Source organism: Nocardia suismassiliense (genome assembly GCF_900269665.1).
GTDB lineage: Bacteria > Actinomycetota > Actinomycetes > Mycobacteriales > Mycobacteriaceae > Nocardia > Nocardia suismassiliense.
This window is the reverse complement of sequence record NZ_LT985361.1, coordinates 8,810,992-8,833,526: the sequence shown is the minus strand read 5'-3', so window position 1 is coordinate 8,833,526 and position 22,535 is coordinate 8,810,992. Positions and strand designations below refer to the sequence as shown.

Here is a 22,535-nt window from a genome sequence, read left to right as displayed (position 1 = left end):
GTAGCCTTAGGCACATGGCTGGCGAGGCGGCGGGCCGGGCCCTCGGTTCCGCGGAACACGGCTGGCGTGTGCTGCGGCGATTGGCCGGTCGCCACGCGGGTTTCTTCACCACCCGCCAGGTGGTGCGCACCCGGTGTGAGGCGCGGGTCCGGATCGCGCTCGGCGACGGCTCGGTGACCAGGGCGGGAGTCGGGTTGCTGCGATTGGCCGAATGGCCCGCCGGTCCGCTCGACGAATACGCCATGTGGGCAGCCTGGTTCGACGGTGCCGCGGCGGTCTCCCATCACAGCGCGGCCGAACTGCACGGCATCGGCCGACTACGCCCCCGCTTCCTGCACCTGTCGGTGGGTTCGGGCCGCCCGCCGGTGACCCCGCGCCTGGTGGTGCTGCGCCGGTCGCTGATCGGCACCGAAATCGAGTCGGCGGGCCCATTCTTGGTGACAACACCGCTACGCACGGTGCTCGATCTGGCCGAGGCGGACATCGGCCAGTCCGCACTCGACGAGGTGGTCGCCGACGCGGTCGCCATCAACCGCTGCGCGAGCGACGAAATCCGCACCGCCGGTGCGAGTCTGACACCACGCGCGGCCGCCAGGGTTTATCGGGCCCTGGCCAGCGCATAACCGACGCGTGCAAGCGTGCGTGATCGACGCACGAAAATATCAGTGACGCACAGCAAGTCGGCGCAGGCACCGGTCACGGCTGTGGTGAGAGCCTCAGAGCGCCCGGGGCGGTTCGAGTTTCGGCGCGACCGTATCCCACGGCACCGAAAGCACGCAGTCGCGCATGCGGCGACGGTACGTGCGCAGTGGAAACCCTTCCTGCCGTAGCGATTCGGCGGCGGCGCGCCAGCGGATGCGCGGTCCGAACGGGGCCAGGGGTGCGGCGCGGGCCCAGGCTCGGTCGGCGGCGGTGAGCAGGGTGTGGATTCGTTCGCCCGGAATATTGCGGTGGATCAACGCTTTCGGCAGGCGCTCGGCGATGTCGGAGGGCTGGGCGACGGTGAACGGATCCCAGGCGAGGGTGAGCGATTGCGGACCGGCGCGGTCCAGCAGCACCCAGGCGCAGCGGCGGCCCAGTTCGTCGCAGGTGCCGTCGATCAGCAGGCCGCCGGGGGCGAGATTGCCCAGGATGGTCGACCAGGCTTCGGGCACCGCGGCTTCCGGATATTGCCGCAGCACGTTGAACGCGCGCACCAGAACCGGTCGCAGCCCGGCCAATTCGAACCCGCCACGGGCGAAGGTGACGCCGTCGCGACCGGGCACCACCCGGGCCGGATCGATCTCGAGGCCGACGACCCGGACCTCCGGTCGCACGGTGCGCAGCCGTGCCGCCAATTCCAATGTGGTCCACGGGCTGGCCCCGTAACCGAGATCGACGACCAGCGGATCGGTCGCCGCGCGCAGCCGCGCCACCACCGATTCGTCATGGGTCAACCAGCGATCGCTGCGGCGTAGCCGGTTGACGCCGGTGGTGCCGCGGGTGATGGAGCCTAAGGGTTTGGTCAGCGGGTCGGGTGGTGGTCGTCGAGCCACTGCACGGTGAACTCGGCTTCGGCCCGGAACAGGTCGATCAGGTTCACCAGCATCAGCTGCTCGAGCCGCGGCCCGACCATCGGGATGAACACCTTCGCCTCCGAGGAGAAGCGCATGGTGCAGCCGGTCTCGGTGGGGAACAGGCGGATGGTGCCGCCGAGGCTGCCGGGCCCGGCCGGGATCGAGGCCGAGTATTTGCCGGTGATCTCCTCGGCGCCGAACGGCCCGTAGCTCTCCTTGCGGGTGATCACCATGTCCTTGCGCATCACGGCCTGGGCGATCTCGGGCAGCATGTCGCGCGGCAGGATGTGGTGCAGTTCGACGTCGATGCCGCCGTCACCGGCCTCCAGGTGCGCCACTTCGTTGCCCGGCGAGTACTTCCGCATCTCCGCCATCCGCGCGTCCCAGTAGTCGCGGTTCGACAGCGCCGCGTACAGCTCCTTGGTGGTGTGCAACGGGTAGCGCGCGGAGTAATCCAATCGACGGGCCATGGATGCAGAGATTACTGGGTGGCGCGGCCCCGGCCTCGCTCGGCGGTATGGTCCACAAAAGAGGTGAGCGGGAAGTGTGCTGTCGCAACAACTTCCCGCTCCGCAGAGCTGATTTCCCGCGTGTCAGTGCGCGGCGAGCCAGGTGTTGGTGAACTCTTCCTCGTTCTTCAGCACCTCGGTCAGGTGCTCGGCGATCGCGGCCTCGATCTTGCCGCCGAACAGCGGGATCTTCACCTCGATGGTGCCGTTGGCGGCGGCGGTCGAGCCCGCGCCGTCCTCTTTCAGCGTGATGGTGCCGCGCACCTCGGCGGGCGCGCCCTCGACGGTCGCCGAGAAGGTGGCGGCGTCGCCGGTCCAGTTCTCCACGCGGGGGATGATCAGGTCGCCGGGGCGGACCGCGGTGATCGCGGCGGGCAGCAGCTCGGCGGCGATGGCCTGCACCAGCTGGACGCGGATCTGGTCGCCCTGCACGCTCACCGAGTCGAGCCGGGCATTCGGCCCGCCGACCTCGGCAACGCGGTCTTTCCAGTACTGGTCGTTCGCGAACGCCGCGCGCACGGCGGCAGCGGGATGCGAGTAGCGGGCCGTGTACGCCAGCGGTGTAGCCATGGTCGGACACGCTACCGTCTGCCTGTGCGAACTTCACGTGTGGTGCCGTCGGATGTGCTGGCCGCCACCGGCGCCCGGATCCGCGAATCGGTGCCGCTGGCCGAGCTGACCACGCTGCGGGTCGGTGGTCCGGCCACCGTCGCCGAGTGCGCGAGCACCGAATCGCTGGTGGCGACGGTGCGCGCACTGGATACGGCGGGGATTCCGGTGCTGCTCATCGCGGGCGGTTCCAACCTGCTGATCAGCGACGACGGGTTCGACGGCGTGGTGGTGCGGGTGGCGACCGAGGGCGTCGAGCTCGGCGCGGACGGTGTGCGGGCCGAGGCGGGCGCGAACTGGGACGCGGTCGTCGCGGCGACCGTCGCCGCGGGGCTCGGTGGCCTCGAGTGCCTGTCCGGCATCCCGGGTTCGGCCGGGGCGACGCCGGTGCAGAACGTCGGCGCGTACGGCGCGGAAGTGGCGAACCTGCTGCGCCGGGTGCAACTGCTCGACCGCCGCAGCGGCGCGATCCGCTGGGTCGAGCCCGACGAGCTCGGTTTCGGTTATCGCACCAGCGTGCTCAAGCACCGCGACGACGCACTGGTGCTCGCGGTCGAGTTCGCCCTCGACCCGAGCGGTGCGAGCGTGCCGCTGCGCTTCGGCGAGCTCGCGACCCTGCTCGGCGCCGCGAACGGTGAATCCCGCCCGGCCGCCCAGGTCCGCGACGCCGTGCTGCGCCTGCGCGCGGGCAAGGGCATGGTCCTCGCCCCCGCCGATCACGACACCTGGAGCGCAGGCTCCTTCTTCACCAACCCGGTTGTGCCCGAGGATCGCGTGTCCGAGGTGCGCGCCGCGATCTCGGCGCATGTGGGTGATGTCACGGTGCCGACCTATCCGGCGCCGGACGGGGTCAAATTCTCCGCGGGCTGGCTCATCGAACGCGCCGGTTTCGCCAAGGGTTTCCCCGCGCCCGACGCACCCGCCCGGCTGTCCACGAAACACACGCTCGCGCTGACGAATCGCGGGGCCGCGACCGCCGCCGATCTGGTGCAGTTGGCCAGGACGGTGCGCGATGGCGTGGCCGAGCGATTCGGCATCCGGCTCGAGCCCGAACCGGTCACGGTCGGCCTGACGTTGTAGCCGGTGAAACCGACACCACACCTTTCGGTAGTCAATCGAACGAGTTTGCCCGCGTAAATTCGATGTGGTGAGCAAGCGTCCAGTGATCCGTAGACCGGTCGCCGCGGTATCGGCCGTGCTGCTCGTCGTGGTCGCCTTGGTGGCCGGATGCAGCACCGGCAGCGGCGGTAACAGCAACTCCTCCCGCGAAGCAGGCCCCGTCGCCAAGGTCGCCTTGGCGCCGGAGAACAACACGAAGAAGGTCAACCCGACGGCACCCGTCTCGGTCACCGTCACCGACGGCACCATCGATCAGGTGGCGTTGACCAATGCCAACGGCAAACAGGTCGCCGGTGAATTCTCCCCGGACAAGCGCGTTTACACCATCACCGAGCCGCTCGGCTACGACGCCACCTACACCTGGTCCGGCACCGCGGTCGGCACCGATCGCAAGCCGATCCCGATCGACGGCACGTTCACCACGCTCGCGCCCAAGACCACCGTTCCGGCGACCATCAACATCGCCGACAACCAGGAGGTCGGCATCGCCGCGCCGATCATCCTGCAGTTCAAGGCTTCCGTGCAGAACAAGGCCGCGGTGGAGAAGGCGATGACCATCACCACCGACCCGCCCACCGAGGGCGCGTGGGCCTGGTTCCCCGACGACAACGGCTCGCGATTGCATTGGCGCCCCAAGAATTACTGGGCGCCCGGCACCACGGTGCACGTCGCGGCCAAGCTCTACGGCCTGGATCTCGGCGACGGCAACTACGGATACTCCGATCTGACAACGGATTTCCGCATCGGCCGCAGCCAGATCGTGAAGGCCAACGCGCCGAGCCACCGCATGCAGGTGGTGCGCGACGGCCAGACCATCTTCGATTTCGCGGTCAGTTACGGCGAGGGCAACGAGCCGCGCAACGTCACCCGCTCCGGGTTGCACGTGGTCACCGAGAAGTACGAAGACTTCATGATGTCGAACCCGCCGTTCTACACCAACGTTCGCGAACGCTGGGCCGTACGCATCTCCAACAACGGCGAATTCATCCACGCCAACCCGGAATCGCTGTCCGCCCAGGGTTCCTCGAACGTCACCAACGGCTGCATCAACCTCTCGCCCGCCGACGCGCAGGCCTACTTCGGCACCGCGCTCTACGGCGACCCGGTCGAAGTCACCGGCACCTCCATCCCGCTCTCGGCCGCCGATGGCGACCTGTACGACTGGACCATCGACTGGGCCACCTGGAAAACCATGTCCGCCTTGGACGGTTCTACCTCGGTCATCACCGCGACCCCGGTCGCACCGGGCCCGCCACGGTAGGTTCGACTCGTTGATATCGATGTGCTCGACGAGAAGGTGAACTGGTGAACGACGGGCGTGCGGTGGTGCTCGGTCCGGGCGGGGTGGTCGGCACCGCCTGGTTGCTCGGGGTGGCGGAAGGCTTGCGCCGCAACGGCATCGAGCTGGCCGACGCCGATCTGCTGGTCGGCACCTCGGCGGGCGCCATTGTCGGGGCGCTGCTGGCCGACGGACGTGACCTGGCCGCACACGCGGAACCGCCGACCGCCGCGGGTCCCGCGCCGCAGGTGGATCCGGTGGTGACGGCGCAGGTGCTCGAACTGCTCCGCGGCCCGGACGCCGCGACCGCCTGGCCGCGCGTTGCCGAGTTGGCGCTGAGCGCGTCCACCGGACCCGAACGGTTACGGATCGAGGGCTTGAAAACCATGGTGGGCGAGGGGGATTGGCCGCACCCGCGACTGCTCATCCCGACCGTCGATATTCATTCGGGTGCGCCGAAGGTGTGGCGCGGTACCGACGGCGTGCCCGTGCACCTGGTGATCACGGCGAGCACCGCGATGCCCGGGATGGCCCCGCCGGTCACCATCAACGGCCGTCGTTATGTCGACGGCGCGCTGCGCAACGGCTCGAATGCCGATCTGGCCGAAGGCATGTGCACACTGGTGCTCATCGAGCCGCTCGCCCACCTCTTCGCGACGACGATGCCGTCGAGCGTGCAACGGGTCGCCCGGATCGTGCCGGACCCCGTCGCGCTCGACATCTTCGGGCCGGACCTCAACGACGGGTCGGCCTGGACCGCGGTGTTCGGCACGGGCCTGCGGCAGGGCAAGGGCGCGGCCGACGAGATCCGTTCGATCTGGACCTGACCTAGGCCCTGTGTCGCCTAGCGGCGCAGCGAGGTATCGAGCTCGGGATCGTTCTCGATCGCCTGGTCCGCGGCCCGCTGGGCGCGCACGGCGTCGTGGCGTTCGGCGAGCAGGTCGCGGATCTCGATGAGCAGTTCGGTCTCGGTCGGCTCGGCCGCCTTGGTGGTGCCGAAACGGTTCTTGATCGTCTTCATCGGCAGCATCAGCACGAAATACAGCACGGCGGCGACCACGAAGAAGTTGATGAACGCGGTGATGATCGGGCCGACCTGGATGAAGGTCGCCGGCTTGCTCGCGATCAACTGGACGCCGAGTCCCAGCTCGTTCTGGCTGCCGAACACGGCTAGCAGGGGGTTCACCACGCCCTTGGTGACCGAGGTGACCACCGCGGTGAACGCGGTGCCCATGACGACGGCGACGGCGAGGTCGATGACGTTCCCGCGCATCAGGAACTCTTTGAACCCCTTGAACATGCGCACAACTCCGATCCGAGGTAGACGACGTCGAAGCATCCGATGCTAACGGCAGCCGAGGCCCGTCGTTGACTCAGCAATTGTGCGGCGAACCGGCGCTCGCCGGTGAATAATGCGTTTCGGCTATAACGCGTCAGTTGCGGCGTGCGAAGCGACCCGCGTCCGCCTGATCACGGGGCTTGACGATGATCTGGTCGAGGTTCACATGCGACGGCCGCGAGGCGACGAAGCCGACGATCTCCGCGATGTCCTGCGCGACCAGCGGATCGATACCTTCGTAGACCTTCGCCGCGCGTTCCTCGTCGCCGTCGAAACGCACCAGCGAGAACTCGGTTTCCACTGCGCCGGGGGCGATTTCGGTGAGCCGCACCGGCTGGCCGAGCAGCTCCCCGCGCAGGGTGCGGTGCAGTACGGCCTGGGCGTGCTTGGCCGAGGTGTAGCCCGCGCCGTTGTCGTAGGCGACGAAGGCGGCGACCGAGGTGATGGTGACGATGAGGCCGTCGCCGGAGGCGATCAGCTTGGGCAGCAACGCTTTTGTGACGCGCAGCGTGCCGAGCACGTTGGTCTCCCACATCCAGCGCCAGTCGTCCAGGTCGGCGTCGGCCACCGTGGCCAGGCCTTTGGCGCCGCCCGCATTGTTCACCAGCAGGTCGGCCCGCTCGACCGCGTCGGCGAAGGCGCACCGAGTCGTCGGAGGTCACGTCGAGTTCCAGTGCGGTGCCGCCGATCTCGTCGGCGACGCGCTGCAGGCGATCGAGCCTGCGGGCGCCGACGTAGACGTGGTAGCCCTGCTTGGCCAGTTCCCGGGCGGTGGCCTCCCCGATGCCGGAGCTGGCTCCGGTGACGACAGCGGTGCGAGTGCTCATGCCTGCGATCCTAAATGCAGGCCGTTTGCGGACAGGAGCGCTGTTGCGGGGATCACCGTTAGCCTGACGTCATGGCTATACGGGACGCGGTGAGCGCGGATGGCACCAACATCGTCTATCGCGTCAGCGGTCCGGCCGACGCGCGGCCGCTGGTGTTGTTGCATGGGTGGTCGGCGAATCTGCGCTGCTGGGGCCGGGCGGCCGACGACCTCGCCGCCCGCTTCCGGGTGATCGCGGTCGACCTGCGTGGCCACGGTTACTCCGACGCGCCCGCCACGGGCTACGACGATCCGAAGAACTGGGCGGCCGACGTCGCGGCCGTGCTGGCGGGGGAGGGCATCGAGTCCGGCGCGATCCTGCTCGGCTGGTCCTACGGCGGCATCGTGCTCAGCGACTACCTGACCGCCTACGGCACCGGCGCGCTCGCGGGCGCCGTATTCACCGGTTCGCAGGCCAATATCGGGCGCGGCGTGCCCGGCGCGGCGAGCGGCGCCGCGATGCAGGCCGCCATGCCGGGCGTCTTCGAGGAGAGCGCGGGTCGCGCGGTGCGCGCGTTCGGCGCCTTCGGCAATGCCAATACCGGCCCCGGCGCGGACAAGGGCACCGACGCCCAGCGCCTGTTCGGCACCAGCCTCGCCACCACGCCCGCGGTACGCAAGGCGCTGTTCTACCGCACCGTCGACAACACCGAAACCCTTCGCGCCCTGGATATTCCGGTCTTGGTGCTGCACGGCACCGCCGACCCGGTGGTCCCGATCGAGAACGGCCGCTACGTCTTCGAGGCGGTGCCCGACGCGCGCGCCTCGTTCTGGGAGGGGGCCCAGCACGGGCTGTTCATCGAGGACCCGGCCCGCTTCGTAGGCGAGATCAGCATGTTCGCCGACAGTTTGTGAATCGGTCGAACCGGACTGGGGAAATCCGAGTCGTCCCAGGTGGCGCCGCCGCCCAGTTGTGAGTGAGTTCACCAATCGTCTGTGATAGCTCTCACTTGGCAGCGTGACGGCATGGAGGCCGGGAATGCAACGTGCACTATGGATAGTGTGAGTCAACGCCCGGACCTACGGCCGAACCGTGTCGCCGTGCTATCGGTGCACACCTCACCCCTGGCTCAACCGGGCACCGGCGACGCGGGCGGCATGAACGTCTACGTGCTGCAAACCGCCTTGCAGCTGGCTCGACGCGGTACCGAGGTGGAGATCTTCACCCGGGCCACCGCCTCCAATCTGCCGCCCGTGCAAGAAGCGGGCCCCGGCGTGCTCGTGCGCAACGTGGTGGCAGGCCCGTTCGAAGGCCTCGACAAACACGATCTGCCCACCCAGCTCTGCCCGTTCACCGCGGAAGTGCTGCGCCAAGAGGCGCGCCATCTGCCGGGCTACTACGACCTGGTGCATTCGCACTACTGGCTGTCCGGTCAGGTCGGCTGGCTGGCCAGGGACCGCTGGCGGGTGCCGCTGGTGCACACCGCGCACACCCTGGCCGCCGTCAAGAACGCCGCGCTCGCCGACGGTGACTGTCCGGAGCCGCTGACTCGCGAGATCGGCGAGAAGCAGGTGATCGCCGAGGCGGATCGGCTGGTCGCCAATACCGCGGACGAGGCCCGCCAGCTCGTCGAACTGTACGGCGCGGAGCCAGAGCGAATCGACGTGGTGCCACCGGGTGCCGACCTGACCCGGTATCAGCCGGGCGACAAAGCCGAGGCCCGTGCGGCACTCGGCCTCGCCGCGGACGAGCAGGTGGTCGCGTTCGTCGGGCGGATCCAGCCGTTGAAGGCGCCGGATGTGCTGGTGCGCGCCGCGGCCGAGGTGCTGCACACCGATCCCACCCATAAGCTGCGTGTCCTGATCGTCGGCGGGCCGTCCGGCACCGGCCTGGAACGGCCGGACGCGCTGATCGAATTGGCCGCCGCCCTCGGCATCGCCGACCGCGTTACCTTCATGCCGCCGCAGCCGCCGGACCGGCTGGTGCTCGTCTACCGCGCCGCCGATCTCGTCGCGGTCCCGAGTTACAACGAATCCTTCGGACTGGTCGCGATCGAGGCCCAGGCCAGCGGCACCCCGGTGCTCGCCGCCGACGTCGGCGGGCTGGGTACCGCGGTCCGGCACGGCGAAAGCGGCCTGCTGGTGCCCGGCCATCGGACCCCGGATTGGGCGGGTGCCTTGAGCTATCTGCTCGACGACCCCGAACGCCTGCGCCGGATGAGCGGGCGCGCGGTCGAGCATGCCGCCAACTTCTCCTGGGAGCACACCGCCGACGGACTGCTCGCCAGCTACTCCGCCGCACTGACCGATTTCCGGGCCGAGCGGGCCGGTCTCGGCGCGGGGCGCATCACCGGGGGCAGCAACGCGCTGCGTGCCGACGTGCGCGAGTGGGTACCCGGTGAACGCACTAACCTGGAACCGAATCAGGCCAGGTCGCGGGCGCTGTGGCGGCGCCGGATGGGAGCACGCCGGTGAACGAGGTGCAGGCAACCGCTCAGCTGATCGAGGAGACGCTGCGCGACCGGGAGATCGAATACACCCGCTCCGGCGAGGAGACGTTCGTCGTCATCCTGCCCGGTGAGCGCAAGCTCAAGACCTCGGTGATGCTCACCGTCGGCAAGCACGGGGTGCGCATCGAGTCGTTCGTCTGCCGCAAACCGGACGAGAACTTCGAGGGCGTCTACAAATTCCTGCTGCGCCGCAATCGCAGGCTCTACTGCGTGGCGTACACCCTGGACCGGGTCGGCGACATCTACCTGGTCGGTCAGATCTCCGCGCACGCCGTCACCGCCGACGAACTCGACCGCGTTTTCGGCCAGATCCTGGAGGCGGTCGACGCCGATTTCAACGTGCTGCTCGAACTCGGTTTCGCCGAATCCATTCGCAAGGAATGGAAGTGGCGGGTCTCGCGCGGGGAATCGCTGAAAAACCTGCGCGCCTTCGAACACTTGGTAGACACCGCCGATAAACCGCGATGACCGTTCTCGCACTCGATATCGGCGCGACGAAGTTCGCGGCCGGTGTGGTGCACACCGGCAAGGAAGTGCGCGACGTGCGCCGGGTGAATGTGCCGCGCGAAGATGTCTGGGCGGCCTGTCGCGACCTGCTGCGCGCGGTGGCGGGTGACGCGACGATCACCGCCGTCGGCATCGGCTCGGCCGGACCGGTCGACGTACGCACCGGCATCACCGCCCCGCTGAACATCCCGGAATGGAAATCGGGCTTCGCGATCGTCGCCGCGGTACAGGAGCTGTTCCCTGCGGCGGCAATCAGATTCGCCATCGACGGCGCCTGCCTGGCACTGGCCGAGCATCACGTCGGTGCGCTGCGTGGCGTGCCGAACGGGTTGGCGCTGACGGTGTCCTCAGGCATCGGCGGCGGGCTCATCGCGGACGGCCGGGTGGTCCTCGGGCGCACCGGCAACGCCGGCCATATCGGCCATATCGTGGTGCCCGGCTGGGATGTGCCCTGCCTGTGCGGTGGCGTCGGCTGTGTCGAGGCGGTCGCCAGCGGCATGTCCTCGGTGCGCTGGGCGGTCGCGCAGGGCTGGCAGGGCAGCACCGGCATCCAACTCGCCGAAGACGCGCACCGCGGTGACGAGATCGCCCTCGCGGCGCTGCACCGGGCAGGTACCGCGCTCGGTCAGGCGATCGCCTCCGCGGCGGCGCTGCTCGACGTCGACCGCGTGGTCATCGGCGGTGGCTTCGCGCAATCCGGTGCGCCGCTGTGGGATCCGCTGCGCGCGGCGCTGGCCGAGCACGCGCGCCTGGAGTTCCTGCGCGGCATCAGCGTGGTGCTGTCCGACATCACCAACGGCGCCACCCTGGTCGGCGCGGGTGTGCTGGCGACGGGCGACGCGGGCACCGACGACCTCGGCTGACCGTAAGACACCCGCGGTACCTGGCCCAGCCGGTGACCGCGGGCCGCCGGGGAACGATGTGACGGCATTTTCCGCACATGGAAAGATGGCCGCATGACGTACACCCTCGTGCTGCTGCGCCACGGCGAGAGCGAATGGAACGCCCTGAACCTGTTCACCGGCTGGGTGGACGTGCACCTGACCGACAAGGGCATCGCCGAGGGCAAGCGGGCGGGGGAGCTGCTGGCCGAGCACGGCATCCTGCCCGATGTCGTCTACACCTCTCTGCTGCGCCGCGCGATCAGCACCGCGAACATCGCGCTGGACGCCGCCGACCGGCACTGGATTCCGGTTATCCGGGACTGGCGCCTCAACGAGCGGCATTACGGTGCGCTGCAAGGCAAGAACAAGGCGCAGGTCAAGGACAAGTACGGCGACGAGCAGTTCATGCTGTGGCGCCGCAGCTACGACACCCCGCCGCCGCCGATCGACCCGGACGACGAGTACAGCCAGGAAGGCGACGCCCGCTACGCCGACATCGACGTCCCGAAGACCGAGTGCCTGCTCGATGTGGTGCGCCGAATGGTCCCGTACTGGGAGGACACCATCTCCAAGGACCTGCTGACCGGCAAGACCGTCCTGATCGCCGCGCACGGCAACTCGCTGCGCGCCCTGGTCAAGCACCTCGATCAGATCTCCGACGAGGACATCGCCGGCCTGAACATCCCCACCGGCATCCCGCTGCGCTACGAGCTGGACGACAACCTCCGCCCGGTGCGCCCCCGCGAGTACCTGGACCCGGAAGCGGCCGCCGCGGGCGCTGCCGCCGTCGCCAATCAGGGCGGTAAGTAGCGCTCTCCCCGGCCCGGCAACGCGCCGCATCCGAATCGGGATGCGGCGCGTTGCCGTTTCCGCACATCGAACGGGACCCGTGATCGTGCTGGTTAGTTGCTGAGGGATCGGCCGTGGAGAGGCATCTCTGCTGGTCAGAGGTGCTCTGCGCCACATAGGTGCGCTGAGTGCCAGTGGTGAATGGCGAGTTCGGGTGATTGCACAGTAAGTGTTGGTTCTCGAGGTGGTTTGCTGGCAAAACCCGCTCTACCAGCGCTTTGGGCGAGGTATTGCCATCGGAGTTGCTGTATGTGAACCTCTATTCGGAATCGGTACGTGTTACCCCTTGTCATTACCGACAAGTAGGTATGTACACTTTGGTCGTTCGACCAGCCCGAGAGGTAGATCACTCCTGATGAAGCACGCGTTGCGGTTCACAGTCGCGGCAGTTGCCGCCGCGATGCTCGTCCCGTTCCTCACCAGCGGCGCTTCCGCCGCACCGGCCCCGACCGGCCCCGACGGCGGAGCCGCGGGCGCGGCTTGGCAGGCGACCCAGGACGGTCCGCAGCAGTATCCGAACATCCACATCGAGTGGGACGTCCCGATCACGATGAGTGACGGAACGGTGTTGAAGGGCAATGTCTATCGCCCTGCGGATGCGGCCAGCCGGCCGATCGATACGCCGACGCCCACCGTGGTCAACCTGACGCCCTACACCAAACTGGTGTCGAACCTGGCCGACCACGCGCAGTCCATCCCCGGCCTGTCCGACGCGTTGCTCGGGCTGTTCCGCGAGATCGATATGAGCGGCACCCCGTTGTCCGGCGTCACCGACCTGACCAAGGCGTTCGGCGGCGGCGAGCTGCGCAACTTCACCGTCGACCGCCAGCTCATCAAGAGCGGCTACTCCCAGGTCGTCGTCGACGTGCGCGGCACCGGCTTCTCCCAGGGCACCTGGGACATGCTGCGCCAGCGCGAACAGCAGGACACCGTCGAGGTGATCGACTGGGCCGCCCGTCAGCCCTGGTCCAACGGCCGCATCGGCATGAACGGCATCTCCTACTCCGGCATCAACCAGGTGCAGGCCGCGCAGCAGAACCCGCCCGCACTGAAGGCGATCTTCCCCGTGGTGCCCGGCAGCGACCTGATGAACGACGTGCTCGCCCCCGGCGGCGGCTTCGGCTTCAACTTCATCCCGCTGTGGCTCACCGCCATCAACGGCCTCAAGCTGGTGCCCGATCTGGCGTCGGTGCTCAACGGGCAGTTCGACACCCAGTGGCTGGCCGATCGGGTAAAAGATCCGTTGACCTTCATGGATGTCCTGCTCAACGTCTACACCACCGCGCGCGTCGAGGACCTCGATCCGCGAGCGAAGGAACTGCTGACCGGGACTTCCCGCCCGCGCGACGGCTGGCTCAGCGATCCGTCCAAGATCCAGGTGCCGACGTTCGTGACCGGTGGCTGGCACGACCTGTTCACCTACTCGGAATCGAAGATCTACAACGAGATTCCGCTGCCCGCCGGGCAGAAGCAACTGCTGATGGGCAACACCTACCACGTCAATTCCGGCAACGAGTACGCCAAGCCGGGCCTGCCGCCGCGGCTGGATGTGTTGCAGCGCGCGTGGTTCGACAAGTGGCTCAAGGGCATCGACAACGGCATCGACGGCTACGGCCCGGTCACGCTGCGCCAGCAGGGCGGTGGCTGGATCACCACCGGTTCGTTCGCCGAGCCGAGCGTGACCGCCGATGCGCAGTCCGCGACGCATCAGCGGATGTACCTGTCCGCCAACCCGAGTGGCACCGCGAACAGCGTGTACGACGGCTCGCTCACCGCGGCCGCCAACGGCGATACCGCGCGGTTGTCCATCGCGCCCGGCCTGACCAGCCTGTGCTCCAACGACGCGGCACAGGGCAGCGCGGGCATCCTGTCGATCATCGACGGCTGCGCCAAGGACTCCAGGATCCAGGAGACCAACGGGCTCACCTTCACGAGTGCGCCGGTCGCCGAGCCGACCTCGGTGTCCGGGCGGATCGCGGTGCGGCTCAATACGGTTCAGGACGCGGCCGACGGCTACTGGGTGGTCACGGTCAACGATGTCGCGCCGGACGGCCAGTCCACGGTGCTGTCCTCCGGACAGATCATGGCGTCGCTGCGCGAGATCGACGAGGCCAACAGCAGTAAGGCGGCCAACGGTGACTACACCGATCCGCGGCCGTTCACCTCGCTGGAGCACCGGCAGCCGACGGTGCCCGGGGAGGCGACGACTCTCGATATCACCATGCCCGCCACCGAGGCTTTGCTGAAGCCGGGCCATCGGCTGCGCGTCGATGTCTATGCCGGTAATTTCCCGAAGGGGTTGCCGATTCTGCCGATGCTGCTCGATACCGGGCTGAAGGCACAGCATGTGCAGCTGGATCCGAATCGGCCGAGTTTCGTGAATGTGCCGGTGCGGGGAAACCCCGGTTGGTGAGGCCGGCCTGAATATCTCGCAAGGGCGTCTTCGTTTCGAATGATTCGAGCGAAGGCGCCCTTTCGCGTTTTCGGCGTACCGCTGATTTCGCGAGCGACAGCTTGTGAGCATGCACGAACTTTCGCGATTTTCCAGCGCGGACCAGCCGATTCTGTTTCCCTCCCTCTAGTTAGAGAGCAACCGTTCCCCTAAGAGAGTGGATTCAATGAGGTATGCGCTCCGCACCGCGGCCTTGGTTGTCGCGGCCGTGGCCTTGGCCCCCTTCCTTTCGCCCTCTGCGGCGGCCGGCCCCGTCGGGCCGGACGGCGGCGCGACCGGGGCGGCGTGGGCCGCGACCGAGGACGGCCCGCAGCAGTATCCGAACGTCTTCATCGAATGGGACGTGCCGATCACCATGAGCGACGGCACCGTGCTCAAGGGGAACGTCTACCACCCGGCCGACGCGGCGGGACAACCGATTTCGACGCCGACGCCGACCGTCGTCAACATGACGCCCTACACCAAGCTCGGCTCGATGATCGCCGACAGCATGATCTCGATCCCGTGGCTGTCGGACGCGGTGCTGCAGGTGGCCCGCGACGTCGACCTGTCCGGCACGCCGTTCTCCGGCATCACCGATCTCACCAAAGCGCTCGGCGGCGGCCTGCTGCGCAACTTCACCGTGGACCGGCAGCTGATCAAGAGCGGATACACCCAGGTCGTCGTCGACGTCCGGGGAACCGGCTTCTCCCAAGGGATCTGGGACCTGCTGCGTTACCGGGAACAGCAGGACACCGTCGAGGTGATCGACTGGGCGGCCCGGCAGCCGTGGTCCACCGGCGACATCGGCATGAACGGCGTCTCCTATTCGGGGCTGAACCAACTGCAGGTGGCCGCTAAGAACCCACCCGCGCTGAAGGCGATCTTCCCGGTGGTGCCGAGCCGGAATCCGTTCCGGGACTTGGTCGCCCCCGGCGGCGGCTTCGGCATCACCTTCATGCCGGCCTGGCTCGCCGCGGTCAACGGCGGCAAGCTGGTGCCGGATCTGGCGTCGGTGTTGCGCGGCCAGTTCGACATGAAGTGGCTGATGGATCGGCTGGCCGATCCATTCACCTTCGTCGACGCGCTGGTGAATGTGCTGATCACGCCGGATATCAATCAGCTCAGCCCCAAGGTGCAGGAGGTGCTGCACTCCGACAGTTCGTTCCGGCAGGCCTGGGAGACCGACCCGACCCGAATCACCGTGCCCACCTTCGTGACCGGCGGCTGGCACGACGTGTTCGTCAATTCGCAGGCCGACGTCTATCGGCGGATTCCGTTGCCGCCCGGGCAGAAGCAGCTGTTCGTCGGCGACGGCTACCACATCAGCAACGGCAACGAGTCCGGTCGTCCCGGCCTGCCGCCGCGCATGGACGTGCTGCAGCGCGCCTGGTTCGACAAGTGGCTCAAGGGCATCGACAACGGCATCGATGAATACGGCCCGGTGACCGTCCGGCAGCAGGGCGGCGGCTGGATCACCGCGCCCTCGTTCCCGCAGCCGGGCACCGAGCATCGCCGGATGTATCTGTCCGCCGTGCCGAGCGGGACCGCGGCCAGCGTGCACGACGGCTCGTTGTTCGCCGCGCCGAGCCCGAGCGTGGACCGGCTCACCGTCGCGCCGGGTCTCACCGGCCTGTGCTCGCGCGACGCGGCCCAGCAGACCATCGGTGTGCTCTCGATCATCAACGCCTGCGGGATCGATTCGCGGATCCAGGAGCTCAACGGGCTCACCTTCACCAGCGCGCCGGTCGCCGAGCCGACCACCATCTCCGGCCCGATCGCGGTGCGGCTCAATACGATCCAGGACGCCACCGACGGGTACTGGGTCGCCACGGTGAACGACGTCGCTCCCGACGGGCAGTCGACCGTGCTGTCCTCGGGTCAGCTGGTCGCCTCGCTGCGCGCCATCGACGAGGCGCGCAGCACCCGCCTGCCGAACGGCGACTACACCGACCCGGTGCCCGACCTGTCACTGGACAGCAGGCAGCCGACGGTGCCGGGACAGCCGACGGCCCTGGATATTTCGGTGCCCGGCATCGAGGCGGTGCTGAAGCCGGGGCATCGGCTGCGCGTCGACGTCTACGCGGGCAACTTCCCGAAGGGTCTGCCGCCGACCCCGCTGCTGGTGGAGAGCGGTCTGCGCCCGCAGCACCTGCTGCTGGACCAGAACCAGCCAAGTTTCGTGAATATCCCGGTGCGCGGAAACCCGGGCTGGTAAACCGTAACCCGGTCTGAGCGTGCACTTATCGCCCATCACAGCTCTATCCCGCGGGGTATGAGCGAATAGTGCGCGCTCAGGCCGGGTGCACCGGTTACTGATCCACCACGGCGAACGCCGCCTCCAGCGGCGGGAAGATGGCGCGCGCGTCCTCGCCCGCGAACCAGAGCCCGACGGTGAACACCGACACGGCCTCCAGATACTTGGCGCGATGCAGCCCGCCTGCCGAAACCGGTTGCAGCTTCAGATCTTCCACCAGAGCTGCCACCCGGGCCAGCGCGTCCGGGTCGTCACCGCACAGCGGCACCCCCAGCCTGCGCTGCTCGAATACGCGAGCATCCGATTCCCACACCTCGGCCGCACACAGATTGAACGCCTTCACCACGTGCGCGCCCGGCGCCGCCGCCGCGATGCGTTCGGCGACAGCCTCTTCCGACAGCACGAACGCCGTCGCCCCCTCGGGCGCGGCCGCGTCCGGCTCGTAGGCATTGGTGCAGTCGACCACGGTCCGCCCGTCGAGCAGCCCGTCGACCGTCCGCAACACCTCGTCCAACGCGTCCACCGGCAGCGCCAGCAACACCACCTCGCCGAACTCCGCGGCGTCGCGAATGCTTCCGGCCTGCGCCCCGATCGCGGCCGCCAGCTCCTCGGCCGCGGCCGCCGACCTGGCCCCGGTGCGGACCTCGTGCCCCGCCGTGACCCACCCACCGCCGAGCGCCCGCGCCATCGCCCCGGCACCGATGATTCCGATTCGCATATCCACTCCTAGCTCGAAAGGTCTCGGTACAAACGCTAGGAAGATCGATAGGCACCTGCGGGTGCCCAACAACGCTGGCATGCTGGTGGCATGACCGCCGTGCACGCCGAGCCGATCACCGCCGAACGGGTGGAGTTCACGCCCTACGGCGACTTCGAGTCCGATTGCCCGGCCCGGATGGGCGTCGACGTCTTCGGAAACTCCTGGCTACCGGTCGTCGTCTACATGCTCCGCGAGGGCCCGATGCGCCCGAGCGACCTGCGCGCGTCGATCGGCGGCATCAGCCAGAAGATGCTGACGCAGACCTTGCGCCGGATGGAGCGGATGACCCTCATCGAACGCCACCGCTACGCCGAGGCCCCGCCCCGCGTCGAATACCGCCTCACCGAAGCAGGCCGAGACCTGCTCGTCCCCATCTACGCCCTCGGCGAATGGGTGGACAAACACGGCCGGGCCGTCAGCGCAGGCCTCGCCGGCCCGGACGACGAAGACGACTGACCCGCAAGCCCGACAGAGACAATTGATTTCGGAAGCAGAAGAAGACGACCGATTTCGCAAGAACATGGCTGACTCACCGGGTACCAGCTAACTCCGCCGACGACCTTTCCGCCGCCCGCCGACGGCACTTACGCCGCACCTGAATCCGGCCCGAAGTCCCGGAGCGGCGGAACAGTACGTAAACGGCGGGCTAACAGGGTCGTAAGTAGCTATGACCTGCACGAAACATCGTGCACCCGGAGTTGGATACGTCCTACGCGACCGTACGATTCAAGTGTGAGTGTTCCGCAAGCCGTGCTACTGGCAGTCCTTGCGGCTGTCGTAGGTCTGGCAGTCGGCGGGCTACTTATCCCCTATATGAACGCCAGGCAGCAGGCCAGGCGGCAGGCCGACTCCGGCCTGACGATGTCGCAGGTGCTCGACCTGATCGTGCTCGCCTCCGAGAGCGGCATCGCGGTGGTCGACGAGTACCGCGACGTGGTGCTGGTGAATCCGCGGGCCGAGGAGCTCGGCCTGGTCCGCAACCGCCTGCTCGACGAGCGCGCCTGGGCCGCGGTGGAGAAGGTGCTGGCCACCGGCGAGTCCGCCGAGTTCGACCTCACCGCGAAGAACCCGGTGCCCGGCCGCGGCCGCATCGCCGTGCGCGGCGTGGCCCGCCAGCTATCGCGCGAGGACACCAACTTCACCGTGCTCTTCGCCGACGACGACTCCGAGCAGGCCCGGATGGAGGCCACCCGGCGCGACTTCGTCGCCAACGTCAGCCACGAGCTCAAGACCCCGGTCGGCGCGATGAGCCTGCTGGCCGAGGCCATGCTCGAGTCCGCCGAGGACCCCGAGGCGGTGCGCCACTTCGGGCAGCGCGTACTCGGCGAATCGCGCCGGCTCGGCAAAATGGTGACCGAACTCATCGCGCTGTCCCGGCTGCAGGGTGCGGAGAAGCTGCCCGAGCTCGAAGTGGTCGACGTGGACACCGTGGTGATGCAGGCGGTGGACCGCTCGCGCACCGCCGCCGAGGCCGCGGGCATCACCGTCAGTACCGACCGGCCCAGCGGGCTCGAGGTGCTCGGCGACGAAACCTTGCTGGTCACAGCCCTATCAAACCTGGTGGAGAACGCGATAGCGTACTCACCGGCCGGCTCACACGTGTCGGTGAGCCGTTCCCTACGCGGCGACCATGTCGCCATGGCGGTGACCGATCGCGGCATCGGTATCGCCAAGGAAGACCAAGAGCGGGTGTTCGAACGTTTCTTCCGGTCCGATAAGGCCCGCTCGCGCGCCACCGGCGGTACCCGCCTCGGCCTGGCTATCGTCAAGCACGTGGCTGCCAACCACAACGGTGAGATCACGTTGTGGAGCAAGCTGGGCACCGGTTCGACGTTCACCCTGCGAATACCTGCCCACCACGAGGCCGACGGAGAAGAGGATTCCGCCGGTCCGACGGTGAGCATGAGAGAAACAAGCCCGCGCCCCTCGGGGCCGGGCCGACCCAATGGTGTGGAGGCACGCAGATGACGAGTGTGTTGATCGTCGAGGATGAGGAGTCGCTGGCCGATCCGCTCGCGTTCCTGCTGCGCAAGGAGGGTTTCGAGGTCACCGTTGTCGGTGACGGACCATCCGCGCTCGCCGAGTTCGATCGGTCCGGTGCCGACATCGTGCTGCTCGATCTCATGCTGCCAGGCATGAGCGGCACGGACGTGTGCAAGCAGTTGCGCACCCGCAGCGGCGTACCGGTGATCATGGTGACGGCAAGGGACAGTGAGATCGACAAGGTGGTCGGGCTGGAGCTCGGCGCCGACGACTACGTGACGAAGCCATACTCGGCGCGCGAGCTGATCGCGCGCATTCGGGCCGTGCTGCGCCGCGGCGCGGGCGACGAGTTGGACGGCACCAATGAGAGCGGCGTGCTGGAAGCGGGCCCCGTCCGGATGGATGTGGACCGCCACACCGTGCTGGTCAACGGCAAGCCGGTGACGTTGCCGCTCAAGGAATTCGACCTGCTCGAATACCTGCTGCGCAACTCCGGCCGGGTGCTCACCCGCGGCCAGCTGATCGATCGCGTCTGGGGCGCCGACTACGTCGGCGACACCAAAACCCTCGACGTGCACGTGAAGCGCCTGCGCTCGAAGATCGAGGCAGACCCGGCCAAGCCGGAACATCTGGTCACGGTCCGCGGGCTGGGCTACAAACTCGAGGCGTGAGCTGACACAACTACGGCCGAGGGCGCTGCGAAGCCCTCGGCCGTAGTTCGTTATGCAGTTCTAGGTCTTAGGGCAGGTAGGTCCAGGTCGGGCCGACGCCGGGGACGTCGATCTTGCGCAACGAGATCCAGCCCAGGTCGTCTTCCTGCATGCAGTCGTAGACGTCCGCGGCGTTGGTGCCGCGGCAGGCGATGGTGCGCGAGGTGCCGTACGGGCTCATGATCAGGTTCTTGCCCACCTTCGCGGCGTTCACGGCGTCGGGGGTGTTGGCAGGCAGGAAGTCGGCGGTGAAATCGGCGTACTTGGCGGGATCACCGTTCGGCTCGGCGTGCGCCATTGCGGGGAGACAGAGTGCGGCGCCGAGCGAAACGGCGGCCAGGGTCAAAACTTTCTTGGACATGACCGCACATCAAACCGCAAACGGGTGAAGATCGCATGCCCTACAGGTGAACGGGGTGCAAGCTCGCATTCCGGGGGCTCACCCGGTCGCGGTGTTCGAACTGTCACGCATCCGGTCCGCGTGCACCGTCGCCGGATGAATCGCGATGAGACCCAGCCCCGCTCGACGCTTGCAGTGCCTGGCCAGTTCGTCGTAGGCCGGAGCGCCCAGCAGCTCCTTCAATTCCGGACCGTAGGACTGCCACACCGGCCGCGTGCCGACGTGGGCATCGGGCGAGCCGGAGCAGTACCAGTCCAGGTCTTCGCCGCCGGCACCCCAGCCGCGCCGGTCGTACTCGGTGACCGTGGTGCGCAGGATCTGCACGCCGTCGGGCCGGTCCACCCACTCCTGGGTGCGCCGGATCGGCAGCTGCCAGCACACGTCCGGCTTCACCTCGAGCGGTTCGATGCCGCGGCGCAGCGCCATGGAGTGCAGCGAGCAGCCGACGCCGCCCGCGAAGCCGGGCCGATTGAGAAAGATGCACGCGCCGTCGAACCGGCGGGTGCGCAGCGCGGGCTCGTCTTCGAGCTCGTCGAGCTCCAGGTAACCCTTCTTGGTGACCTTGCCCGCGGCGTCGGTCGCCTCGCCCATCAGCTGCCAATCCGCTGGTGTGAGCATTTTCACAGCGTTCTGCAGGCGCTTGCGGTCCTCCTTGTCGGACAGGAACGCGCCGTGCGAGCAGCACCCGTCATCGGGGCGCTCGGCGATGATGCCCTGGCAGGCCGGGGTGCCGAACACGCACGTCCAGCTCGACAGTAGCCAGGTCAGATCCGCGACGATCAGATGCTCGTCGTTTGCTGGATCGACGAACTCGATCCATTCGCGGGGGAAATCCATGTCGACTTCGGGACTCGGATCGATCTTCCCCGCTGGTCGGGGCCGCGCCGGCCCACTCGCTGATGCGCCTACCGTCACACCTCGGAACGCTAACAGTTCAGTCGCTTAACCTATAGGACCGGATCACCCAGTACCGTGTTCTTGTGCGGCTTGGGGTACTCGATGTCGGAAGCAATACCGTCCACCTGCTGGTGGTGGACGCGCATCGGGGTGGTCACCCCATGCCGATGAGCTCTACCAAGGCCACTTTACGGCTGTCGGAGAACATCGACGGCGAGGGCCGGATCACCGAGGCGGGCGCCCAGCGGCTGATCGCCACCGTCGCCGAATTCGCCAGCATCGCTGAGACTTCCCGGTGCGTCGAGCTGATGCCGTTCGCCACCTCCGCGCTGCGCGAGGCGACTAATTCCGAGGACGTGCTCGGCCGGGTCCGCGCGCAGACGGGCGTCGATTTACAGGTGCTCTCCGGTGTCGACGAGGCGCGGTTGACCTTCCTCGCGGTGCGCCGCTGGTTCGGCTGGAGCGCGGGACGCATCCTCAATCTCGACATCGGCGGCGGCTCGCTGGAAATGACCAACGGCGGCGACGAAGAACCCGATGTCTCGCTGTCCTTGCAGCTCGGTGCCGGACGGTTGACCAGAGAGTGGCTGCGCGAGGATCCGCCGGGCAAGCGCCGGGTCAATGTGCTGCGCGACTGGCTCGACGCGGAGCTGACGCTGCCCGCCAAACAGCTGCTCGACGCCGGTAAACCGGACCTGGCCGTCGGCACCTCGAAGACCTTCCGCTCGCTGGCCAGGCTGACCGGAGCGGCACCCTCGGCGGCGGGCCCGCGGGTGCGTCGTACACTCACCAGCTCAGGTCTGCGTCAGCTGATTGCGTTCATCTCGCGGATGACGGCCGCGGACCGTGCAGAATTGGAAGGCGTAAGTTCCGATCGGTCACAGCAATTGGTGGCTGGCGCATTGGTCGCGGAGGCGAGTATGCGGGCACTATCGCTGGAATCCCTGGAGATTTGTCCATGGGCGCTGCGAGAAGGACTGATCCTGCGCAAACTGGATACCGACATGAATGGCGGACCCCGAGCAACCTGCTTACCGGGCCCGGCGACCGACAGCGGCGACCCGGTGCTCGGTGCTGCCGTGCTACCGGGGCCGATAGGGACGGTGTCGTCATGAATGGGCGCGCCGGCGA

The 22,535-nt window shown here is 67.9% G+C and carries 22 protein-coding genes and 1 pseudogene; 15 read left to right on the top strand and 8 right to left on the bottom strand.

Annotated features, from left to right (window positions below; translation table 11 throughout):
• The first annotated feature begins 14 nt into the window (after nucleotides 1-14).
• Nucleotides 15-623, top strand: a complete 609-nt coding sequence (locus DBO33_RS39655; RefSeq protein ID WP_107659597.1) for a hypothetical protein — start codon at nucleotides 15-17, stop codon at nucleotides 621-623.
• A gap of 93 nt (nucleotides 624-716) precedes the next feature.
• On the opposite strand, the gene DBO33_RS39650 is transcribed toward DBO33_RS39655, so the two are convergent.
• The 3 genes from DBO33_RS39650 to DBO33_RS39640 all read right to left on the bottom strand — a co-directional run bounded on the left by DBO33_RS39650 (nucleotide 717) and on the right by DBO33_RS39640 (nucleotide 2,635).
• Complete coding sequence (locus DBO33_RS39650) at nucleotides 717-1,535, bottom strand: class I SAM-dependent methyltransferase (RefSeq protein ID WP_234391288.1); 819 nt, start codon at nucleotides 1,533-1,535, stop codon at nucleotides 717-719.
• A complete protein-coding gene (locus DBO33_RS39645) occupies nucleotides 1,505-2,026 on the bottom strand; it encodes a DUF2505 domain-containing protein (protein ID WP_107659596.1) in 522 nt (173 codons plus the stop codon). Before DBO33_RS39645 ends, DBO33_RS39650 begins: the two co-directional genes overlap by 31 nt.
• A gap of 123 nt (nucleotides 2,027-2,149) precedes the next feature.
• Nucleotides 2,150-2,635 carry a DUF2505 domain-containing protein gene (locus DBO33_RS39640; protein WP_107660991.1) on the bottom strand — a complete coding sequence of 162 codons (486 nt, stop codon included), beginning with the start codon at nucleotides 2,633-2,635 and terminating at the stop codon, nucleotides 2,150-2,152.
• 24 nt (nucleotides 2,636-2,659) lie between these two features.
• Between DBO33_RS39640 and DBO33_RS39635 the strand changes: the two genes are divergently transcribed.
• The 3 genes from DBO33_RS39635 (at nucleotide 2,660) to DBO33_RS39625 (ending at nucleotide 5,899) form a co-directional block, all read left to right on the top strand.
• Nucleotides 2,660-3,754, top strand: coding sequence for a UDP-N-acetylmuramate dehydrogenase (locus DBO33_RS39635; RefSeq protein ID WP_267897911.1), 1,095 nt, complete (start codon nucleotides 2,660-2,662; stop codon nucleotides 3,752-3,754).
• Nucleotides 3,755-3,821: 67 nt separating this feature from the next.
• A complete protein-coding gene (locus DBO33_RS39630) occupies nucleotides 3,822-5,054 on the top strand; it encodes a L,D-transpeptidase (protein ID WP_234391287.1) in 1,233 nt (410 codons plus the stop codon).
• Between the two features lie 44 nt (nucleotides 5,055-5,098).
• A complete protein-coding gene (locus DBO33_RS39625; protein ID WP_199856898.1) occupies nucleotides 5,099-5,899 on the top strand; it encodes a patatin-like phospholipase family protein in 801 nt (266 codons plus the stop codon).
• A 17-nt stretch (nucleotides 5,900-5,916) separates the two neighbouring features.
• Here the strand turns inward: DBO33_RS39625 and mscL are convergent, their stop codons facing one another.
• Both mscL and DBO33_RS39615 read right to left on the bottom strand, forming a co-directional pair.
• Nucleotides 5,917-6,372, bottom strand: coding sequence for a large conductance mechanosensitive channel protein MscL (mscL, locus tag DBO33_RS39620; protein ID WP_107659592.1), 456 nt, complete (start codon nucleotides 6,370-6,372; stop codon nucleotides 5,917-5,919).
• A 133-nt stretch (nucleotides 6,373-6,505) separates the two neighbouring features.
• A pseudogene (locus DBO33_RS39615) lies at nucleotides 6,506-7,238 on the bottom strand (SDR family NAD(P)-dependent oxidoreductase).
• Between the two features lie 71 nt (nucleotides 7,239-7,309).
• Here DBO33_RS39615 and DBO33_RS39610 point away from each other — a divergent pair.
• The 7 genes from DBO33_RS39610 to DBO33_RS39580 all read left to right on the top strand — a co-directional run bounded on the left by DBO33_RS39610 (nucleotide 7,310) and on the right by DBO33_RS39580 (nucleotide 16,615).
• Nucleotides 7,310-8,131: an alpha/beta fold hydrolase gene (locus DBO33_RS39610; RefSeq protein ID WP_107659591.1), complete on the top strand. Its 822-nt coding sequence runs from the start codon at nucleotides 7,310-7,312 to the stop codon at nucleotides 8,129-8,131.
• A gap of 138 nt (nucleotides 8,132-8,269) precedes the next feature.
• Nucleotides 8,270-9,691 carry a D-inositol-3-phosphate glycosyltransferase gene (mshA, locus tag DBO33_RS39605; RefSeq protein ID WP_199856897.1) on the top strand — a complete coding sequence of 474 codons (1,422 nt, stop codon included), beginning with the start codon at nucleotides 8,270-8,272 and terminating at the stop codon, nucleotides 9,689-9,691.
• Nucleotides 9,692-9,696: 5 nt separating this feature from the next.
• Complete coding sequence (locus DBO33_RS39600) at nucleotides 9,697-10,194, top strand: type III secretion system chaperone family protein (RefSeq protein ID WP_107660990.1); 498 nt, start codon at nucleotides 9,697-9,699, stop codon at nucleotides 10,192-10,194.
• Complete coding sequence (locus DBO33_RS39595) at nucleotides 10,191-11,096, top strand: ROK family protein (protein ID WP_107659590.1); 906 nt, start codon at nucleotides 10,191-10,193, stop codon at nucleotides 11,094-11,096. The genes DBO33_RS39600 and DBO33_RS39595 overlap by 4 nt, the downstream gene beginning before the upstream one ends.
• A gap of 93 nt (nucleotides 11,097-11,189) precedes the next feature.
• Nucleotides 11,190-11,927 (top strand): phosphoglyceromutase, encoded by a 738-nt coding sequence (locus tag DBO33_RS39590; protein ID WP_107659589.1) that lies wholly within the window; start codon nucleotides 11,190-11,192, stop codon nucleotides 11,925-11,927.
• Nucleotides 11,928-12,321: 394 nt separating this feature from the next.
• The gene (locus tag DBO33_RS39585; protein WP_107659588.1) at nucleotides 12,322-14,379 is read left to right on the top strand and encodes a CocE/NonD family hydrolase; all 2,058 of its coding nucleotides are present in this window, start codon (nucleotides 12,322-12,324) and stop codon (nucleotides 14,377-14,379) included.
• Nucleotides 14,380-14,584: 205 nt separating this feature from the next.
• Nucleotides 14,585-16,615, top strand: coding sequence for a CocE/NonD family hydrolase (locus DBO33_RS39580; protein ID WP_107659587.1), 2,031 nt, complete (start codon nucleotides 14,585-14,587; stop codon nucleotides 16,613-16,615).
• 94 nt (nucleotides 16,616-16,709) lie between these two features.
• On the opposite strand, the gene DBO33_RS39575 is transcribed toward DBO33_RS39580, so the two are convergent.
• Nucleotides 16,710-17,372, bottom strand: a complete 663-nt coding sequence (locus DBO33_RS39575) for an NADPH-dependent F420 reductase (protein WP_107659586.1) — start codon at nucleotides 17,370-17,372, stop codon at nucleotides 16,710-16,712.
• Nucleotides 17,373-17,462: 90 nt separating this feature from the next.
• Here DBO33_RS39575 and DBO33_RS39570 point away from each other — a divergent pair, with 90 nt between their 5' ends.
• The 3 genes from DBO33_RS39570 to DBO33_RS39560 all read left to right on the top strand — a co-directional run bounded on the left by DBO33_RS39570 (nucleotide 17,463) and on the right by DBO33_RS39560 (nucleotide 20,068).
• Complete coding sequence (locus DBO33_RS39570; protein ID WP_107659585.1) at nucleotides 17,463-17,870, top strand: winged helix-turn-helix transcriptional regulator; 408 nt, start codon at nucleotides 17,463-17,465, stop codon at nucleotides 17,868-17,870.
• Nucleotides 17,871-18,146: 276 nt separating this feature from the next.
• On the top strand, nucleotides 18,147-19,382 hold the full coding sequence (locus DBO33_RS39565) for a sensor histidine kinase (protein WP_107659584.1): 1,236 nt from the start codon (nucleotides 18,147-18,149) through the stop codon (nucleotides 19,380-19,382).
• Nucleotides 19,379-20,068 carry a response regulator transcription factor gene (locus DBO33_RS39560; RefSeq protein ID WP_069160635.1) on the top strand — a complete coding sequence of 230 codons (690 nt, stop codon included), beginning with the start codon at nucleotides 19,379-19,381 and terminating at the stop codon, nucleotides 20,066-20,068. Before DBO33_RS39565 ends, DBO33_RS39560 begins: the two co-directional genes overlap by 4 nt.
• A 67-nt stretch (nucleotides 20,069-20,135) precedes the next feature.
• Here DBO33_RS39560 and DBO33_RS39555 read toward each other — a convergent pair whose 3' ends face one another.
• Nucleotides 20,136-20,468 (bottom strand): hypothetical protein, encoded by a 333-nt coding sequence (locus DBO33_RS39555; protein WP_234391286.1) that lies wholly within the window; start codon nucleotides 20,466-20,468, stop codon nucleotides 20,136-20,138.
• 78 nt (nucleotides 20,469-20,546) lie between these two features.
• The gene (locus DBO33_RS39550) at nucleotides 20,547-21,344 is read right to left on the bottom strand and encodes a hypothetical protein (RefSeq protein WP_107659583.1); all 798 of its coding nucleotides are present in this window, start codon (nucleotides 21,342-21,344) and stop codon (nucleotides 20,547-20,549) included.
• 143 nt (nucleotides 21,345-21,487) lie between these two features.
• On the opposite strand from DBO33_RS39550, the gene DBO33_RS39545 reads away from it, so the two are divergent.
• Nucleotides 21,488-22,519: a Ppx/GppA phosphatase family protein gene (locus DBO33_RS39545; RefSeq protein WP_107659582.1), complete on the top strand. Its 1,032-nt coding sequence runs from the start codon at nucleotides 21,488-21,490 to the stop codon at nucleotides 22,517-22,519.
• The last annotated feature ends 16 nt before the right edge of the window (nucleotides 22,520-22,535 follow it).